This is a genomic window from Paenibacillus silagei (assembly GCF_017874735.1).
Taxonomy (GTDB): Bacteria; Bacillota; Bacilli; order Paenibacillales; family Paenibacillaceae; genus Paenibacillus_AQ; species Paenibacillus_AQ silagei.
The window spans coordinates 57,471-77,045 of record NZ_JAGGLV010000015.1 but is presented as its reverse complement, the minus strand read 5'-3'; the positions used below and the strand labels follow the sequence as shown (position 1 = coordinate 77,045).

The following is a 19,575-nucleotide window of genomic DNA, read 5'->3' as shown; positions in this document are numbered from 1 at the left end:
ATTCCCCCGGCCTTATAGTCTCTTAAGTTCATCTGATAACATGTAAATATACTCTCTGTACTTCTCAATCTCTTGCTGACGGTTCTCATATTTCTGCAGCAACTCGTCGAATTCAGCCTGCACGCTGGCTAGCAGGGACACACTCAGCTGTCCGGCAATTTCATTCATGTCCGCTTTGAACACTTTCACCCGCTCACTCAGCTGAGTGCTCATCGTCTCGAACAGTGCGTTAACGGCACTCAGCATGGCATTCTGCATATTCGTCTTATCGGATGCCGAGGTAATCTCACCACTGAACTTGGACACAAAGCGGTTCGTCGCTTCCGTAATATCCAGCTTGATGACCGGGAACTCAATCCCGTTAATCTTCTCCTCTACCAGCAGCCGGAAGAAGGCCGGATCATATTTCTCACTGCCCATATCGAAATTATTAACCACAACGGTCAACAGCTTCCGCTTTATCTCCTTCAGCTGAATACTCTCGCTAAACATCTCCTCGATCTGATTCATGGCTTCTATCGAGTAGGAGCGCAGATTATCAAGGGCATCCGCCACATCCAGATAGGAATAGGCAACCTCATAGCTGTAATGTTCAGTACGGGAGGTTCCCCATGATTTCGGCTTGTACCATTTAGAAGTGGAATATGTCCGTGAGCCGGTCTTGACCTCCGTGCCTGTCCGCTCCGACAATCTGGAGTGCTCGCTGCTCGCCTTCCGTAAATCGCGCACGGCCTCTGACTTCTCAGCCTCCAGCCGGGCATTCAGTTCACCGAATACCGTCACCACATCAGCACGGATAGAAGAAATCTGATTCTCCATCGCCCGCTTTTGCTCCAGCAACCGTTCGCGGTCACTGCCGGACAAGAGCGCGAGCTGCTTTTCCGCTTTTTCTCGGAAGCCTCCCAGCAGCTGTTTGAGCTCCTCTAATGCCGTGGGCACGAAGCCTTTCGCCTTTTGCCGCAGAATCTCCGTCTTCTCCTCCACCACCGCCGCATAGATTTCCTGAATGGTACTCATATTGCTCAGCAGCTTAAGGTCGGCAGCTAGATCCTTAGAGAACTCCTGCAGCCCGCGGCAGATGTTCTGTTCCTCCATATTGTATTCCGCCGGCTGCTTAAGCGACATATTATAGGCGATCGCCGAGATGAAGACCGGCTTCCCGCACTCCCCGATCACTTGAATGAGCGGCTCCGGGCTGTTACGCCTTCTCAGATCCTCTGTAAATTCTGCTACCTTCTCCCGCGCACGCCGGTTCAGCTTCCGTGAGATAATTGCATATGCACCGGCAATCGTATCCGCGCTGTTGTCGTCCTCCCAGCCTCCAAAAATATCATCCTCATCCTTATGCCGCAGCACATCGCGGATGCCGCTGTCGAACTTGCTGGCCACAAGTACGAGCTTCTTAACTCCCTTCTGCGGAAGCTGGGTAGATAAGAGGGCCCAGTCACTTTTATCCAGGAAGCTGCCTGTCTGGCTGAGGAAGAAGACAACATCGCATACCTCCATGAATTCTTTGGTGCGAACCGTCCGTGAAGCAATCGGATCGTTAAGTCCCGGGGTATCCACAATAGAAATCCCCTTGAATTCTTCTTTATTAAGAAACAGGGTGACGGCTTTAACCAGCGGAGTGAAGCGGCCGTCCTCGCCTACATAATCATTAAGATGGGCGATCAGATGCTCATAGCTGTCGAACAGCTCATCTTCCGTCCCCTTCTCCAGATAATTAAGCGGTTCAATTCCGGAACGCTCTACCATGCCTACGATTTCACGCGCCGACTGATAAATATCCTCCTCCGAATCGACGGCGGCATTATCCTCAAGCACCTCCCACTCCTCCGGTGTGTAATATTCAACATGAATTCTGTTCTGCTCGGCATATTCCATTTTGGTCAGTGTAGCCGTCTTGGGGGTTGAAGCTTTGGGCAGCACCTCAGCGCCTTGAAAGAGCAAAGAGTTTAAAAAAGATGACTTACCAGCTTTAACCTGGCCAATGACTCCGATACTCAGTTTTCGGTTTTCTCTGTAAAAATCAGTAGTCTTCAGGATAAAGTTCTGCCGTAATCTGCTGACCAGCTGCAGGTCATGCTCGCTGGCTACGGCTGAGAGATTATTGGCAACGGAGTCCACAGTGCTGGTAAATCCAGCATAATCTTCTGCTGCTTCAATGGGATGGATAATAGTGCTCATTGTTCGTTCTCCTTTATTTTGTCTGATATCAAAAGTCCTGATAGTTAGTTAGGTCTTCGGTGTATCTAACTGGTTAAAACAGCTGCCTATAAAAACACTGATAGACACCATTTTTTGATCTATATTTATATTTTTCTTTAACTCTCTATAAAAGACACGCCCGGATCTGAGAGATAATATACAATTTTCCTCACCATTTTTTATGTATTTTACAATTACATCATCTTTCTGGACTAGTGAGTTCTCTTTCACTTTAAAAACAACTTCCAATCGTTCATTTATTTTAAATAGCTTGTGAATTGCATTATAAGCTCCCTCACCCCCAATAATTTCCTCGTAACTACCGCAATATATTTTGCTATTCTTCAGCCAGTCAACAGGAATATGATGAGTGAACATCCCACGCCATTTCACCGGATCTGTGGCCACAATGGAGTTGAACTCCTCCTCGCTCTGATGAATCAGACTTTTAGCCAATTGGGCCAGCATTTTCAATTCCGGTTGTGCGACATTCAGTACAATCGAAAGCTCAGCGGACATCCGTAGTTCCTCCGCAGTAGCCGCCCCCGTGAGATTGATCAATAGCAGGCCATCCAGCAGCAGAGAATATGTATTCTCTTCCAGTTGAATCTGGTTTCCATTAGCCAGCTCTTCCTCAATCATCTTTCTAGCTTTCATCCATTCTTCGAAATCCAGAGTATAACCGGCCCCTGCAGCAATCCGCTGCAAGAATAACCTCTGGTCCTCTGTATGATCCTGCTGTGCTGCAGTAGATAAGAGAGTAAGTAAGCCGAAATACGCCTTCTTTGTCGATTCGTGTGCCGCACGCAGCTTTGCATTCCTGATCGGATATTTTCTGGCCAGCATTTTGATGTGATCATATCTGGCTTCCCGATCCGCGGTTGACAAATTTCTGTGAGTTTCCAGCTCCTTGCTTATACTTATAATCTGCTTACTTAGTAAACGGAGTTCCTTCTCAAGATGTATGAATGAATTCAATCCCTGTCACCTCACTTCTTATCTTGAATATAGCCGGATGATGCTATGGCTTCTGAAGATGCCGATGTATTCTCCTATTATACTTGGATCAGATGACAGAATTTGTCGTTATGCAAAAAAAGAGACGTAACTCCCCGTGCCAGGGTAAAAGCATCCAGCAGCAATAATATCATCCTCCAACGGAATATAGGTTAAGTACATGGGACGGGAAGTGGATGATATCTCCCGCTTTGACGATTAAAAGCTGCCCTGCAACACATAGGTGAGCTGCTGATGCACATGCTTATGCATTGGAATTTCCCCCTCCTGAGCTTTGGCGAACATCACTTTGGTATATATGATCTGAACGCTGTACGCCAGCACTTTGCGGATAGTATTGCTGTCTACAGTGACTCGCTGAATCTCTTGGTCATGAAAAAATATGAATAAGTCTCTATTTAGAAATCAAAATCTATTGAAAACCTCTACAATCTATCTTTATCAATTTTCTTTTAGCCAATCTTGAATTACTTTAAAATCAGCATATTGTTTTCCTTTATTTCGAAACATATTCATAACTTTAGGACTTGGATGATAGAGCGCTAACACTTTAAATCCATTCCAATCATGAACAGACGGCTTTTCGTTGATTATTGGAATTTTTATCTGATGTTTACTTATCTTGTACAATGCCATCAATGCCGACTTTCCTAAAGTCACAATTAATCGAGGCTTGATGATTTGAATCTGTTCTAACAGAAGACCTGAGCAGTTTCTAATTTCACTTTCTTTTGGTGTGCTATTGTTACCTCGCTCATCAATAGGAACACATAAAACGGCATTGGTAATATAACATTGTTGTCGATTTAGTTTCGCACTTAGGAGTAGCTCTTCAAAATTCTTTCCTGTTTGATCACCATATAAAGGTATTCTACTTGATTCCGCTCCTAACCGCCCGGGGGCCTCGGCTATAAACATAATTGTTTTTTTAATATCTAACTCAGTTATCTGAAGAACAGGTTTACACGCACTCATTCTGGGACAATTTGGGCACTCCTTATTTTCGATTTTTTCAAGAAAATCCTTTAGCATTCCGATGCCTCCTTCACTTCATGACTAGCATTGAGTATCCTTCTTGCATTGATATAACCCATTCCAAAAACGTACTAGATATTCCCTTATTCGTGTCAATTCGACAAACTAGTTCTCAAGTCTTTGCTTAAAGAGCAAAATACAGTTGAATCTTCAGCAAATAGATAATTCGCCTCCGGGTAAAAAAACCTTTACCACTTGAGGGTAAAGGCCTATAGTTATTATTCCACTTCAGATCATTTCAAAATATTGGAATGATTTTTTGATATCATTTTGTTTTTCTATAGGACAAGGATGCATTCTAGCATTGGGAGAATATCTTCTGGGTGACATTTTAGGATGAAGACCACGTAATTCTTTCATATGCGCTATCCCAGCATGTTTTAGGAATATATCCATATCTTTGCTTTACGTATCCTTGGATTTGCTTATATGTGGCCATTAATAAGTGCCTCCTCAATAGAACTAAATCTCAACTCATAATTACAATGAAAACTCCGATTTGATAATTTCAAATAATTGTCTAGCTGATTGCTCATCTAATTGAATAGTTTGGCTCACTACGTTTGTATGCACCCGTTCCTTAGAACCATAAGTATTAATCTGGATAACTTTCTTTCCGTTTTGGATCAAGATATTGTAAGTGGCTTCTGCCTCTATTTGCAATTTTGAATTCCTTACTATTTTAGTTAAACTTCTAATTAGAGCCAACGTTAACCCTCCCCCAATTGATTTATCCTTTAATGCCTTTAGATAATCATTCTTATCAACCAAAATTTATTGTACTAACAATTTATCTATCCACTCACTAAGTGATCTCATGCCACCACCTGGCATAACCGTAATTGCACCCATATTATATCTTTCGTGAAAATCTGCCGTGAAATAACGAAGCTCATCGCTCTGAACAGGGGTCAAGATAAAAACGCTTTGAACTGCACGTTCGTCGTTATGGCGTAGCAAGATCCCATCCTTGTACTTATGCATTTCTCCAAGTGCTGTCCCCAAATTGCTAGCTACGCGGTATTTAGGATCGAGAATATATAGACGTTCTCCTGCATCAATAACAATGTCGGGGACCATCCTCTGTGTAAAGGTGTAAAAGTGCGGTGAATTACTTTGAAATACCCGTTGATAGGATAGTCGTATACCATTCTTTAACTGGACAACACTCTCGTTGTGCTCTGCAAAATGAAGGAAAATCCCTTCCCTTCTGGTTCGGAATAACCCACTGCTGTTTTTTAATAGGCCCTTTTCCCGAAAAAGCTTCACAAGCTGCATATAACACCATATCTCATATAGCGCAAAAGTTTCTCTTAGCGGATAATTGTAACTCATGCCGATTCGTTCTTTCCCATGCTTGTATAAGCGATCAAACCATTGATAACACTGTCGGTATACGGGATGTTTTCGGAACACTTGGGATATTCGGATCACACCTTGGTAGGGAGTTACTTGCTGAAAAAAAGGATCTCTTAGCCAATACCCTACTTTATCAGCATAAGCTTCAGCTCTACTTGCAAATTCTGCCGGACTTATATTCCCGTACAGCTTCAGCAGATGTCTCAGTTCCATCAGTTGCCGCTTTAACAGCCTATTCTCATATGTGTTATAGCTATCTTCTCGCATAGAAGACTTCACTGTTTCCGGTATGGTTCCATCAGGGCTCCGGCCTCTATTTCGTTCTACCCAGACCAGTGTTCGAGTATCCACTACCTTGACTCGATCCCGTCTCATTTGCTGTTCATGGGCTTCAAGTACCCGAGTCGGGTTCTCAATCACGTGCCGGATCATGGTTGCAAGTGGAGAGAACGATGCTTCAATATAGCTCCATTGTGCCAAAGAAAGCTCACGCGAACGATCATCGGCATCAACTCCCATTTCAATACCCGAATGCTCGAAACAAAGCGACGCTTCCTGTAAAATCTCACTTAACATGAGGTGATATTGCTCCTGCGTCATTTTCCGGGTATCCGAATAAATATAAGTATCAAATACTACTCCATTAATCACTAAAGTTACCTGGCCGCTATAAAAAGGTGTCGTTAATTGACCATAAACTTCTCCTTCACAGATTCGATTTGGGAAGTGCTGCAAACCGCAAAACTGGACCGAAGGCTGCGGTTCCAAGTCTTTCATTACGTACTTCCAATCGTAGGTAGTCGCTTCGATTAAGTAGGCATCTTCCAAGGTAACCCATTCTTCACCATTTAATCGGAGCAGAAAATCACCGCCAGAACTGTGTTGCTCCATAACGTACAAGCTCCTTCTCCATACGAATAATATGACCGTAACTTACTGATTCTTCATTCAAATGTTCTGAGAAGGTTTCTTTTAGTTCTTTAAGCAGATCAGCTATCCGATCATCACCTCTAAGTTTCGGAAGCACCTTCTCCGCAATAACACGATCCAGCATAGCCTTTCTTGAGCCCTGATGTTCAACATCTAACGCAAGATAGCTGCTCATTTTCCGAATCATCTCATTCATTGTCCGATATCCAAAATGCAGGTGATAAGGCGCCAACAAACCTTGTAGTAGCTTCAAAAATAAAAATTCGTTCTGGAGTTCCGCTCTGACACCATCATCTACCCGACTCCAAAAAGTTTGCAGATCCACCTCGCTTAACGTCATAACGAATGCACGATCTAATACCTTGTCCGAGATGCTATGTGTGGTTTCATCTACATTTATCGTTCCAATGAGATATACATTCGGCGGTATTTTAATTTTGGAAGGAATCAATTCTAGGTCATCTCGGTTGTGCAAAGGGATTTCATGATGTGATTCCACCCCACTCAGATAATCGCTTAAATAATACTCGACCCTGGCTAGATTCATTTCGTCGAGTACAATAAAATGTGGCTTCTCCCGCTCCTCTTGAGCGTGAAGGATCGCCTTTAAGAACTCTGTCATCATATATCCATTCTCAAAAGAGCTATAATAGCCAAACAAAGCAGTCGCATCCGTCCAATCCGGACGAACAGGTATTATAGACAAATACGGATTGTCAGCTTCATAGGACAAACCATATACTGCATTTGCGTAGAGTTTAGCTAGCTGTGTTTTGCCCGTTCCCGAGATACCGCTTAGAATAATGAAATGCTTATCGTCCAAAGCTGTCAAATTCAAATGTAGATCACGGATTAAATCTTTATCAAACGTCAGGGAACAGTTCTGAATCGTCTCATAAATAACTGAAAAATTAAAATTGCTGGTGTACTCAATGACCTCTGTCGATTGATCATCATTTGCGGAGATGTCATCTACTAATTCAACACTTGGAGCATCCGTTTCGAGAAATTTGAATTTACCGCGACCTGCTACATGTGCAAATAACAATGCAGTACATGCCAGTCTCCCCTTAATCTCCCCTATTTCTTCATCAAACCGCTGCACAGCATTGTTATACGTACCAATCCGATACTCGTTATGACGTACTTCAATACCATGCTGACCAAGCAGTTCCATGGCCTCTTGCTTTAATTCTTCATTGTTTTGATTTGTGGTGCGAAACGCTTTCACTAACCACCATTCCTTTAGACCACTGCCAAGCAATACCTCAACATTAGTATAGATGTGATTGTGTCCTTCTACATCAATAGCCAACATCGGTCTAGATGAAGCAGTTCTCACCTCATATTCTCTGTACAAGAAGGACCCTTGCACAATAGTTTGCCCATCCCGCTTTAGAGAAAACTCTTGTTCTCTTTGTCCCGACTTCTCATTCCCCATAACGCCATATTGAATCTGATAAGGCCTCCCAAACAGTGTCGCCGAATAAGTCGATTCAACGGAACCGATTAGACTCATAATATTCGCAGCCCTAGCACGTTGTTCACTGTACTCCAACAAGTACTTTCGAAATGTGGAGGTCTGATCCCAGGTTTGTCTTAATAGATCAATAATTACTTTTGTTTCATATTCTCCTTTTAAGGGAAGTTCTCGCCCAATGTAAACCCACGGTCTAATTCTGGGTTTAATCATCTCGACGATTGTCTGATTGAGTACTGTCCGCTCAATTTCGTTTCTCGTAAATGATCCAGTTCTGGAGAACGTTCTGATCTCGGAATTCAGTTCGCTCAGCATCGCATTCAAACTTCCGTTTTTCACCAACTCATTGACCTGATAGAAGCTAAGTTCTATATAGACATACAATCTTTGATCAACACCGTTAAACTCAAGTGTTAGCAGATTGAACTCTTTGTCTCCAATTTTTCGCACTATTTGAGCAAAATACTTCTTCCCTATACTTGTATCTTTCTTTTGCTCTGCATATTTAGGATTTAATGAATCATGGTAGGTGGTCACTAATGTCTGACCATAGGTAGCAATTCTGTATTCTTGACCTATTAACTCCCCGGCAAGCTGGTCTAGTTCTGATTTCCAGAACTGATCCATTGTATCGTTAACTTTCTTGCATCGTTCTGTAGTATTTTCAATATCGAAGATTTGCTGGTAATGGGATAAGTTGATCATGTCAGGACTCCTTTGATTGTTGGAACTATTTAATGTCCGTTACTTTCCGATATGGCTGTGATTAATACTGGTCTACGCCTCAGGCAATTCAAGCAACTGTTGAAATATTCCTACTCTAATCGATTCAGCATCATTTACTGTTATAAGCGGAATACTTCTACCAATTACCTGCTTTAAACCCCAATATTTCTTAGATGATTTTTCTTTAACTTTACTTATCCAGATATCATCAACACAATCAATGTCAAAATGATTTTCTATTCGATACGGGTCATTAAAGAGCCAATGATCCGAGATGGCAGGCATCCGTTCCCAACAGGAAAGATCATAATGAAACCGAGATAAGGTAATTTCGGGATACGCGTCTTCCCCAGCCAGTTCAATCTCGACTACATACACAGCGCCTTCCTTCAAATCAGGCAATTGTTCGTTACCGGCAGAGGCTCCATCCAATTGATAAATCTTGATGAAATTATTGAGTAGCCAGCCATCCTCATAGCTATCTGACTTCCATCTTAAAAATCGTGGAGTTAATGGAACGAACCCCACTTCTGTACCGATCATATCCATCTCACCGAAAAGCAGATTTAAATTTTTGTACGTTTCCCGCAGCACCTTTACAGCGAGACTGATATTACCGCCAAGATCATTTGATATAGACATAGTTACCCTCCTGAACATTTTGGTGGATTGGCCATAATAAATTAAGCCATGACTTTGTTTTCTTGTAGAATGTGTAGGACTGCCCATTCATAAAACTATCTTTGCTTGCTGAGTTGAATCCTCTAAAACGAGCAAAGCCTTTTTGATGCAAAAGGGCAATCAAGTCCTGTATAATCCTCTTCTGACCAATATCCAGATTAAGTAATTTAATGTCTTGCAGCTGCTCCAGTACATTTTGCCAAGCCAGAAACCCCAACTTGATATCTTGTGATATGATAGAACGCCCTTTCATATCTCGTTCGACCGGAAGCAAAATATTTAAAGGGGCCAAGAATATAAGATACGCGGGTTGTTCCTGCCTAATATCTTGAAGCAACCGAGAATAACGAGCTAGCTGGTTGATGCTTTCTTCCGGTGTGACCATTCCCTCAGACTCTTCGTCCTCTGAAGAGAGACCGCTATAGTATTTAACCTCGATACCAATAACGGCATTGGGAAGATTCAAAATCAAATCGATTTCCCCTTCTGCATGACGAACCCAGAACTTGATCTCATAGTCAAATCCTTGAGTCGATAGTAAAGCTTGCTCCCACTCCGATTCCTGATCATTGATCTCGAAACGAACTGCCCTCAACACATGCTGCAATGCAGTTTCAAAAGGTAGGTAACGAATTGAGCCAAAAAAACCACCCGTTAACTGGTCCTCAAGCCGGTCAGACAAGTTGCTGCCCGTTTTTGAGATTTTATTGTGAATTTCCGCAATCAAAGTTGCACTTCCTTCCCATATGGCACTTCCTTATATACTCATTAATTCTGACAATCACATTTAACTCTCCGCTCCTATTGCCTACTTCCATTAGACCATATTACCTAGACCACCACATGTCAGCGAACGTATGTTCATTTGGAAATAATTCCTTATCCATATCATCAGTCTCATTTCGACGAGTTGGTTCTGAAGTCCTTGTGAAATCAAAAAAAGACGGCCGTGAGGTCGTCTAAGAGAGCAGTTTCGGTGTGAAAATCTTGGCGGAAAGAGATTCGCCATACTCTGAAGGGGGCGATGAACTATATCACCTTTCTTTAATGTAGATTAATTCTGATAAGGATTGGATCGCAAAGTCATCCCCGGATTAACAAGCGAAAGCATATACTGATGCTCTTCAAACACTTCAGACAAATTATCGAAGAATGTCTCATCAATATCTAACAGATAAACCTCCCCCTCAGTTAAAATACACGCGGGGACCGCGCCTTCTAATAGTGGTATGGCTGAGCTTGCTCGAATGTCTCCCTTATGTTTCCACATAGATTCCACAATAGGGTCGGTGTCTCTACCAGTAAGCTTTCTATAATAAGGAGTGATCATCAATAAGGAGTGATCATCAGAATATAGCCATCAACCAATTGATTTTGATCACCTGTTACTCTCTTCAGACAATTCCAGACTACAATTGGACCCTTCTTCAGCTTCTTAGATCTTTGGTTTAGTAAACCATCAATTGCTGTTTTGTAAATGCTACGTATATGCATATCGATAGCATTCTTATCTTCAGTGTGCTCCAAAAAATGAAAGATCAAACAAGTATGCCCAACCCTCAGACTTCATCATTTCAAGTAGCGATTTTATCGTACACATTGCCTTTCGAATTCCGATTCAGATTTATCCCGTGATCCTTCAAATTCTCGCATGGTAGGATTTTGGCAATAAGAGATTATTTGATAACGTAGACAGCTTTGATTCTTAATATCGTTTAAAGTCGCACTATGGAATTCGACATAAAATCACCTGCATTTATTTGGAATAATTATAGCCATAGCCATACGTTGCATGATTTCAGTTGTCTTCTACTAGATTTCTATTTCTATAGGATATGTATGCCGGATCTCCACATCCTCATCAAACTCCGGATCATAATTCTTCTCTTCTCCAGTTAAATATTTCGACAGAATTTTTGTGATCCGAATACCATAAGGATATATTGTATGTTTATCGTAATTCAGACCTACTCTTCGCAGCTGATCAACTAAATTAGCCAGATCATCACGTTCCATCTCATCCAGCTCTCCCAGAGGAATATACTCAACTGCTTTCTGCTGAAGCAGCTGTTTGCTAGGAGACAGGAACTTGATATCTTCATTTCTCACACCAGACCATGCTCTTGGCCTTCCACCAACACCATAATATATCCCTAGTGGATCTTTAAAAATCCCCGAAGCTTTGTTGAATTTCTCTTCAGCATCATCTTCAATAATCCTATATTGTGGCACATCATCCGTCATATTGACACGTATAAACTTAAGACGAGCATCGTTTACTAGCCGCTTACTCAGATAAGGAACTTTATCGTATTGAATGTCAGTATTTCGAATGACTGGAAGCCAGTCCTTTCTCAGAGTCGCATTGATCATTACTGTTAGCTGCTTTATATCTTGACCAAGCTCATTCTCAATCGCTCTAACCATAAAATCCATAAAAACCTGTTTGCTTTGATTCCACTTGTTTGGGTTATCCAACATTTTAGCCTGTTCCAGATAAAAAGGTGCCTCTCCTAAAGGTAACCATGACTCAATTCCGAATATCTTGAACATTATTTCTGTACCGTCCATTTTCGATATGACAGGTAAATGTTTGTTGTCTGCTTTTAAAATATTGAATGACAGAATTGGACCGTATGAATCTAGCTTGGTCACATTGTTGCTTAGGAAGCCTGCATCATTAAGCAAATCAAATAATGCATTGATTATGCGAGCAGTATCCCCCTTCTCATCTCCTGTAAGAGGATGTATGAACTGAGTAAGACGTCTTGCCTTTTTCATCCCTTCCCTTATAGCTCTCTTAGGATCACCGTCTTTGCTCCAGTTTTCTTTAGGCGCAATCTCTACTAATGCCAATGTCCGCTGATCCCCGGAAGAGCGTTCTTCATTAAGCAGCTTGTTAATTTGATTCACTCGCTTGATAAAGGCAACATCAGATTTATATGTTCCAACTTCCAGTTCATTTACAATTTCAACAGGACTGCAGTGTACGAATTCTACGGTTACATCCTTATCGCAATTGAGACCATAAACATTCTCTGAAATTTGACGATTAAAGATTATTGATTTATTTTCCAGTGATTTTTGTTCAGTCGTATAAACTTCTTTCATTGCAGTAAACATTGCTTCACTACTATAAACCTCAATAATAAGCTTTTCTGCTTGATGCGCGACAATAGGGAACCGAATGTCATTCATACGCTTACGAGGGATCTCCGGAATATGAAATAACGGTGTTAGATGATACATAGCAAGTACTTCTTTAAACTTATTAAACAGACCACTTTTCTCCGACAACCCGAGTCCTGACTTCACAAAGTTACCTTTGCCATTGAACGAATGATGATTGACTACATAGGCAGTAACTTCACCATTTTCGTCCAGGAATGCAGCAGGATTAGAGAGCAACATATCCGGTTCGAAGGATTCTCCGTACAGAACATCCCAATACAAGCCATCCAGGGCTGTTTTCCAGACTGCAAAAGGAGGTGTTCCTTGTCCACTACCAGCACGACGCTCAAACTGAAGCTGTGAGAAAGAATGCTTCTCTTGCACTGTATACGGGTTACGGACTGACACAAGAATAGAACAGGCATGATCCGCTTTTAAATAACAGGAACCTTCCTTAATTTGTGCGTTCTTCAAATACCGCCTTGTACCTACAGTTACAAGAATAAGCGGTCTATCAGCATCCCCACCACGATTCTTCAGTTCAACCTTTAGTACATAAGAAAAAGGATCATGTTTCGGTGATTTCCTGATCGGTGTGGAGACACATTCATGCTGATTATTAAAGATCGTATGATGAAACTGGAGCTCCTCTACAATACCTTGCCCTAACTCAACAGTTCGCAGTTCTTCACAGAACTTATGAGCTGACAAGCCAGGGATCCATTGGTATTTATCTATAGCTTCATGAAGTTCACCAAAAGTAGAAGTTTCCCATCCCAGCTCAGCCTCTTTAATCTCTTCCGGGAGATTCGCTTCTAAATATCCTTTCAAATGTGCAAACCAGCCTAGAGTGAGCTTTTTAATATGAGACTCTGGAATTTCAACAGTAGATACAATCCATGGCAAGTCTTTTTGCAGTACTTTATTATTTAAATCCACATGAACAATCTCCGGGAATATACTCTTTAGCTTCTTGCAAAGAGGTTCAACCTTATAAGCAAGCTTGTGGTTTTGAGCTGTCGTTTGTGTAATGAAAAAATTGCGCCAGCTGTCCGGCATATGCATGACATGAATCGTTTCATGATAGAATACCGCTTCATTTACTTCCAGTGCAAAGAGCTCCATTCTGTTCATAGACTGCCTCCCATATTCATATTATTAATCGCTTCGCTAAAGGGCCCATATAAACTTTGGAAAATAGCATCCTTCTTGTTCTTGCGCATAATTGCTGCCCATACTTCAAGCATCGAATATCCTTCAGGGTTACCTGCTGGTTTAGCATTAAACTTATCATCACAGAAGTAGACACGGGCATCTAACCCTCCACGCAGCAAACGACCGATCATCTGCCATATCGGAACAAAAGTGTACCAGCCCATAATCTCTCTTTCTTTCGGACTTAAGATCGACCAGAAATCCGGTTTCATATACATATGCTCCAGCTTACCGCTGCTGATTTGCCGTAGCTTGGTAACCGCCTTATCGTAAACAAGGTTCTTTCCTTCTATGCGACGCAAATATTCTGGCAAATACGCATGCAGGACCTGAACAAGATAATTCAAATCATTGGGTATGGGGTAAGGACGAACAAGAAAGAATACTGAACCGAAGAGGGCCTCTCCCTGCCTATCTAATATGTTATATCCCCGACCAACAGACAATAGGGGTACAATCAATACCTCAGCCCGTTCCCGATAAAAGGATTCGATCAATACTCTGGAATACTGATCTTCTTGATGACCATCACCCCTTGAGAGCGCCTTATATCTGCCCGTCCAAGTTCGATCATTCCGAAAAACACTGCTGACTGTTTCAACATCATCATAAGAGTTCACAACCAGCAATACTCTCCTGTTGTTACCTTCAGTCCTCCAGTGATTCAGTTCATATTCAATATCTGGCTTTAGATGCTGTACCATCCCTCTTAAATATTGATCTCTCTGCTCTGGATCACGAATGCCTGACACCGAATAAAATTCTCCACGAACCTCATCAAGCACGGGCTTATAATTCATCTGAATAACTGAGCTTTGGCGGTTGGCTCGCAGCAACCATTCTGAAGGTGTCTTCAAGTCATAATGAGCTGACTTCGGAGCATGACTGGTTCCAGAGAGAAATACAACCGCAGGACCTGCTTTCCCGTCACATTCTTGATACAGATTATGCCAATCATGAAGCAGCAGACGGCCCACTGCAGTGTATTCAATCAGCTTGAACTTTCCGGTCTTTTCATTGTCAGGCAATTCATATTTATATCCCAAGGTAATCCCGGTCATCGCTTCTTTCATAAATGCCTGATAATCCCTCTGCATAGTAAACAACGGGGAGAAATTAATCGTTAGGCCAAGTTTAGCTTGAATCATAGGAAACGTAGTTAAAATGTACTTGATACTCTCCTCTGCCCTACATAAGTACAGGAAGAATTCAAGCTGCGCAAAGAGCAGTTCTTTTTTCACCCTGGGTTTAAGGACACCGCTCACTTTGGATACAATCTGCTCCAGGAGTCTCTGCTTCTGTTCGGAGCTTTCTGCCTCTACAATCTCATCAACGATTCTTGAGAGTATTGGATCCTTGTATGAGTCTGAGGCGTATTCGCTGAAACGTTTGAATAACCTTGACTGTAATTGAGTATTGTCAGAGAGTTTTTCACTTATTGTGCCTGCCAGTGCTGCCACTCGAATCAGATTATTCCTAATATCCTTCCTAAGCGTCTGAGACAGTTCCAATTTGTTATAAATTCGCCAGATCATCTGATCCAGCATACGAAGCCTATCGTTCCACTCAATAAAGGTAGGATCAGCCGCATACTGACCATAATTTCCACTGGTTAGCTCATTAGACTCATATCTCAGCTGTTCAAAGATATCGTCAGCTGCCCCGAACACATTGTATTGTGTTAAAAAGGTCTCATCGAACTGCTTCTGCACCTGATCCGCTTCATCTACAAAAACAACATCGAGCAGGTCATACATGGCTTCGTAAATCGTTCTCTCCAAGGGATCAATCACTGCTGATATACGTGTCTTCAGCACACTTGGCGCAGTGGCCACCCATACCTCAGCATTCTGCAAGGAAGATAGATCTTTATATACACCACAGGCATGTGCAAGCGGGCATTTCACAGATGTATCGTCTTGCTGCAACTGGATACAAGGATATCTGCTGCTCCGATCATAATCTTCAGCCAACGCTTTAATGATACAGACATTGGATAAATGAATAAGTGACTCATACTGCTGGCTCTGCCAATCACTAACCTCTTGAATGCCACTGCTATTCGCAAACAAATAGTTATTGAGATGTTCTTCTCTGGAGGTTTTCCCAATAACAGGAACAGCATGTATTCCAAGCTTACGCAATTCTTTGACACGATCAAGGGCCTGCATAACACTACCTTCAATAAAGCCTACCCTTGCACCCTCATGTTTTACCAGCCGGTAGGCTTCCATCATCATAAAAGTCGACTTTCCTGCTCCAAGCCCCCCACCAATGTGTTGATTCTCTTGATACACAAATTCTAGATCCATACCATCAAGCGATTCCAAAAGCACAGACTTGGCCCTACTTACCCACATGGCCGATGCTCCTAGGAGTTGATCCATCTCAGTTGCTAATACAGCTCCGTTATATGGGACCGAAAGCTTAAATATTCTTTTAGGCCGATACGCTGGCAAAGGTTTGACTTCATTGGAGAGCATAGATTCAGGGATTTCCCCCTGGAAGGTAATCCATTGCCCACCTCGAATCCTTCGAGAGTATGTAAACACTTTTTCATTAGCAAAGGGTTTAGTATTCAACTGGCGTGGGATGGAATGTTCAAGGATATTGCTATAGATAGAACAACGGTCAATTAAATAGCGCGGAGCAATACGAACTGCTCCTTCATCCTCCTTGATCTCGTATAACCGATACTCACTCCCAATTTCCCCATAAGCATTAATTCGTTTCAAGAGATTCTTCTTGGTTCGCAGTTCAGGAAATAGAATTCTCAGCCGGGTGATGATGTCCGAGCGAGTTGTATGTTTCAGAATGGGTTCATTGTAACCAACCAAAACTGACCACGCTTGATGGATAGATAGCTTAGGATCGATCAAAGTACAACCTGTAATGAATAACTCCATGCTCACCAGAAGGTTAATTTCGGACTTACGCAGTTGAAGTGATTCAAACGCCTTGATGATACCTTCTGAAAGATCCCAATAAGTCTGCCTCACAGAAACACCTTCTTCAGCGTGGATTCAATTTCTTTCTCCATAATCATTTCGATACATGCCCTAGCAGTTTCGTTTAGCAGATTCATACTTCGTTCACGATAAGATGCGAAGAGCTGGCTGCGATAATTCGGAACTACAATAAGGCATTTGTTCTTGTACTTTTCCAGGTAGGCAGGACTCTGATGATTGAAGAAATTAGCAAGCGTCCGTGGATCTCTGAAATCCTTGACATCAAGAAATATACTCTTGCCATCTCCGGATACTAAGAGATCATATTCATCCACATTGGGATAGAGCTCAACCTGGTATCCTTTATGAATCAATCGTTCGGCGATTCTAAGTTCAGATATTCCAGGCAGTAATACAAATCTTTGAATTCCGGGCACAAGCCGCAATACTCTTTCCCTACCAAAATCAAAAGAACTCATGCGCTCAAAATCAGCAAGCAGATGACAGATATCTTCCTTATTACAACGCCACCGGTCATTCTTATACTCCAGGGTCCATCCACAGTGGGGGCACTTCCGAAAGTTTGGCACCGCAGGTGTTATTTCTTCATAACATTGTTTGATCAGATTCGTTAGTTGAACATCAAGGAATGTATCAGCAAATTGGGACAATTGAAAGGAAGTAACTACGGCATTTTGGGGATTAGATAGAAACGTGCGGATGCGAGTATATTCCTGCTGAAGCTGTCGGTCTTCTTCTCGGCAGTACTTCAGGATCTCATACATAGTCTGTTGCTCAGCATCCTGTGGGGAGACATATCTGTTCAGGAACTCATCAGCATCCGGCGTTAAGCCAATGAATTCTTCTAATAAAGGAGCATCTTCGGGGTAATGGTCTTGGAGGTCAGGGATTCCCCATTCTTTGGAGGGGCGATGAAGTATCTGCAGTAGATGATATAGATCAACCGGAGGTTGAGCTTTAGAAGCAGCTGTCTGTTCAATGAATAGCAGCATTCCCTTATAAAGCTCGTCCGGAATCTTACCATAGTTGCCCTGCCATTTGTTAATCCCTGTGATCAGGGACAGAAGAGTGTCATGCGTTTTAGCCATAGAGCACCATCCTATTAGAAGAGTAGTTAGGTATAGGATAAACTATGGGAGTGACTAGGAGTTGTCAGCGAATGTATGTTCGAATTAAATTCCTTAATTAGTGAGTCAATCTGGAACTATTTTTATAATGTTCTCGCGCGCAAGGGACAACATTCGTCTTAATTCCATAACTGCATCATTAAGCAATTCTTCCTTCTTCTCTTTATCCTTCTGAAGAATTTTATGAAAAATAATCAATTTTCGGGATGAAGAACTTCTTTGAAACCCATACTCTGAAATCATATTACCGATATAATTGGCAGCCTTGATTAAATTGGAACGTATGGGTTCCTCAAATTTATCAGGGTGAACCCCCCATCTTATTTCAACTTTCATTATTGATTGGAAGTTCACATGAATATGCGCACTACATTGAGGAGTACCCCAGCAGCTATCGTCGAACCACATATGCATATAGTTATAATTAACTTTATTATCCCGACGAGCAGAAGTATGGCGAATATCAGGTTCAAGATCAGAAATTTTTTGAGCCAACTCCAGTAAAAAAAGTTTCTCTTCACTCCCATTTAAGGATTCAACTCTAATACTTTTACTTTTTTTTGACGTTTTTTCATTTTTAATTTTGTGATCATAAGTAATAGATGCAAAATTGCTTTTCTCCGATAAATGAGGAAAATCAAAATAATTAGGTATTATATAATGTTTTGCTACGCGATATAGATTTTCAATCGAGAAGTAATTAAAAAACGGGAGTACATATATGTTCAACGTTTTCTCTGGTAATCGTACTCGTACATAATATGCTCTGTTTTTTAGTGGCATCTTTTCAATTTCGAGCTTCTGCTTTGGAAACATCCGGGCTATGATATCCAACTTATTCTCTGTTTGTCCTATTGTAATTAGGTGATTTGCACGACTCTGGAGAATTATTGTCTTCAGATATTGAATTCTTCTCTCTACAAAGGCTTGCATTTTGGGGGTCGCATTTTTTTTGAAAAGATAGGCATCCAAATATTCATCAGCATTCTTAAATAGCGCTTGATATTCAGGTGGCCAACCACCTTCATTCGGTCTAGGTAATGGCCTCCAATCCATAAGAGCAGTTGCAACACCTCCCCAAGGATTGGGGGTATATAGCTGTTCCTCCGTAAATGCCACAATTTCATTTCGTTTGCTCTTGTCATAGTTTAGGTAAGTCTCGATTGGGAAATTAGAATCAGTCTTAATTGCTTTAATTGTTAAACATATTCGGGCAGTATGGGTATTAAATGCTGAAAGACGATCTGTACTTTTTGTTGGTATGGAACCATAATACCTTTTCAAATATTCCTTGATCTTCTCACCACCAGCATTTGCACTTGGTTCCCAAAAACCATTCGTCCAAAGTCCTTTAGGACTATACTTGTGATACTCGCTTGGATATAAATCATCCTGATATAGAATATCCCTATCACTGGTCATACTATCGAGTAAAGTTGACACCGTTTCCTGATCCTTTCCATAAAGACGAAACCTAGCAGCAGCATGAGCTGCTATTTCCTCTGGAAACCCATCAGTACCTTCTTCGTTCCCCAGGATCAGTATATCTGCATCCAAGTGCGGGCCACATCCCACATACGCATTCATTTTGTCTAATTGCTTAGTCGTAAGTTGCATCATCGAATTCTCCTTAATTATTACTTTTATTCATATGTCA

At 41.7% G+C, this 19,575-nt stretch carries 12 protein-coding genes; all 12 read right to left on the bottom strand.

From position 1 onward, the window contains the following. Window positions 1–12: 12 nt before the first annotated feature. A complete protein-coding gene (locus tag J2Z70_RS20985) occupies window positions 13–2,187 on the bottom strand; it encodes a dynamin family protein (protein WP_209876462.1) in 2,175 nt (724 codons plus the stop codon). A gap of 48 nt (window positions 2,188–2,235) precedes the next feature. Further along, window positions 2,236–3,096 carry a hypothetical protein gene (locus tag J2Z70_RS20980; protein WP_209876460.1) on the bottom strand — a complete coding sequence of 287 codons (861 nt, stop codon included), beginning with the start codon at window positions 3,094–3,096 and terminating at the stop codon, window positions 2,236–2,238. A gap of 570 nt (window positions 3,097–3,666) precedes the next feature. Then, window positions 3,667–4,257, bottom strand: coding sequence for a uracil-DNA glycosylase (locus J2Z70_RS20975; protein ID WP_209876458.1), 591 nt, complete (start codon window positions 4,255–4,257; stop codon window positions 3,667–3,669). A gap of 483 nt (window positions 4,258–4,740) precedes the next feature. Beyond that, window positions 4,741–5,031, bottom strand: coding sequence for a hypothetical protein (locus J2Z70_RS20970; protein WP_209876456.1), 291 nt, complete (start codon window positions 5,029–5,031; stop codon window positions 4,741–4,743). Window positions 5,032–5,034: 3 nt separating this feature from the next. Then, window positions 5,035–6,510, bottom strand: coding sequence for a DUF2357 domain-containing protein (locus J2Z70_RS20965; protein ID WP_209876454.1), 1,476 nt, complete (start codon window positions 6,508–6,510; stop codon window positions 5,035–5,037). Then, the gene (locus tag J2Z70_RS20960) at window positions 6,485–8,734 is read right to left on the bottom strand and encodes an McrB family protein (RefSeq protein ID WP_209876452.1); all 2,250 of its coding nucleotides are present in this window, start codon (window positions 8,732–8,734) and stop codon (window positions 6,485–6,487) included. The genes J2Z70_RS20965 and J2Z70_RS20960 overlap by 26 nt, the downstream gene beginning before the upstream one ends. Window positions 8,735–8,806: 72 nt before the next feature. Continuing rightward, window positions 8,807–9,397, bottom strand: coding sequence for a hypothetical protein (locus tag J2Z70_RS20955; RefSeq protein WP_209876450.1), 591 nt, complete (start codon window positions 9,395–9,397; stop codon window positions 8,807–8,809). Then, window positions 9,381–10,163: an NERD domain-containing protein gene (locus tag J2Z70_RS20950; RefSeq protein ID WP_209876448.1), complete on the bottom strand. Its 783-nt coding sequence runs from the start codon at window positions 10,161–10,163 to the stop codon at window positions 9,381–9,383. Before J2Z70_RS20950 ends, J2Z70_RS20955 begins: the two co-directional genes overlap by 17 nt. A 1,085-nt stretch (window positions 10,164–11,248) precedes the next feature. Continuing rightward, entirely contained in the window at window positions 11,249–13,741 is a 2,493-nt protein-coding gene (locus J2Z70_RS20945) for a pPIWI_RE module domain-containing protein (protein WP_209876446.1), read from the bottom strand. After that, a complete protein-coding gene (locus J2Z70_RS20940) occupies window positions 13,738–16,821 on the bottom strand; it encodes a pPIWI_RE_Z domain-containing protein (RefSeq protein ID WP_209876444.1) in 3,084 nt (1,027 codons plus the stop codon). Before J2Z70_RS20940 ends, J2Z70_RS20945 begins: the two co-directional genes overlap by 4 nt. Further along, entirely contained in the window at window positions 16,818–17,879 is a 1,062-nt protein-coding gene (locus tag J2Z70_RS20935; protein WP_209876441.1) for a restriction endonuclease-related protein, read from the bottom strand. The genes J2Z70_RS20940 and J2Z70_RS20935 overlap by 4 nt, the downstream gene beginning before the upstream one ends. 105 nt (window positions 17,880–17,984) lie before the next feature. Continuing rightward, window positions 17,985–19,535: a hypothetical protein gene (locus tag J2Z70_RS20930; protein WP_209876439.1), complete on the bottom strand. Its 1,551-nt coding sequence runs from the start codon at window positions 19,533–19,535 to the stop codon at window positions 17,985–17,987. Window positions 19,536–19,575: the final 40 nt, after the last annotated feature.

Bases quoted from the DNA above. Each gene is read 5' to 3' on its own strand.
- J2Z70_RS20960 (WP_209876452.1), bottom strand. From the start codon at position 8,734: ATGATCAACTTATCCCATTACCAGCAAATCTTCGATATTGAAAATACT.
- J2Z70_RS20985 (WP_209876462.1), bottom strand. From the start codon at position 2,187: ATGAGCACTATTATCCATCCCATTGAAGCAGCAGAAGATTATGCTGGA.
- J2Z70_RS20965 (WP_209876454.1), bottom strand. From the start codon at position 6,510: ATGGAGCAACACAGTTCTGGCGGTGATTTTCTGCTCCGATTAAATGGT.
- J2Z70_RS20955 (WP_209876450.1), bottom strand. From the start codon at position 9,397: ATGTCTATATCAAATGATCTTGGCGGTAATATCAGTCTCGCTGTAAAG.
- J2Z70_RS20945 (WP_209876446.1), bottom strand. From the start codon at position 13,741: ATGAACAGAATGGAGCTCTTTGCACTGGAAGTAAATGAAGCGGTATTC.
- J2Z70_RS20930 (WP_209876439.1), bottom strand. From the start codon at position 19,535: ATGCAACTTACGACTAAGCAATTAGACAAAATGAATGCGTATGTGGGA.
- J2Z70_RS20935 (WP_209876441.1), bottom strand. From the start codon at position 17,879: ATGGCTAAAACGCATGACACTCTTCTGTCCCTGATCACAGGGATTAAC.
- J2Z70_RS20975 (WP_209876458.1), bottom strand. From the start codon at position 4,257: ATGCTAAAGGATTTTCTTGAAAAAATCGAAAATAAGGAGTGCCCAAAT.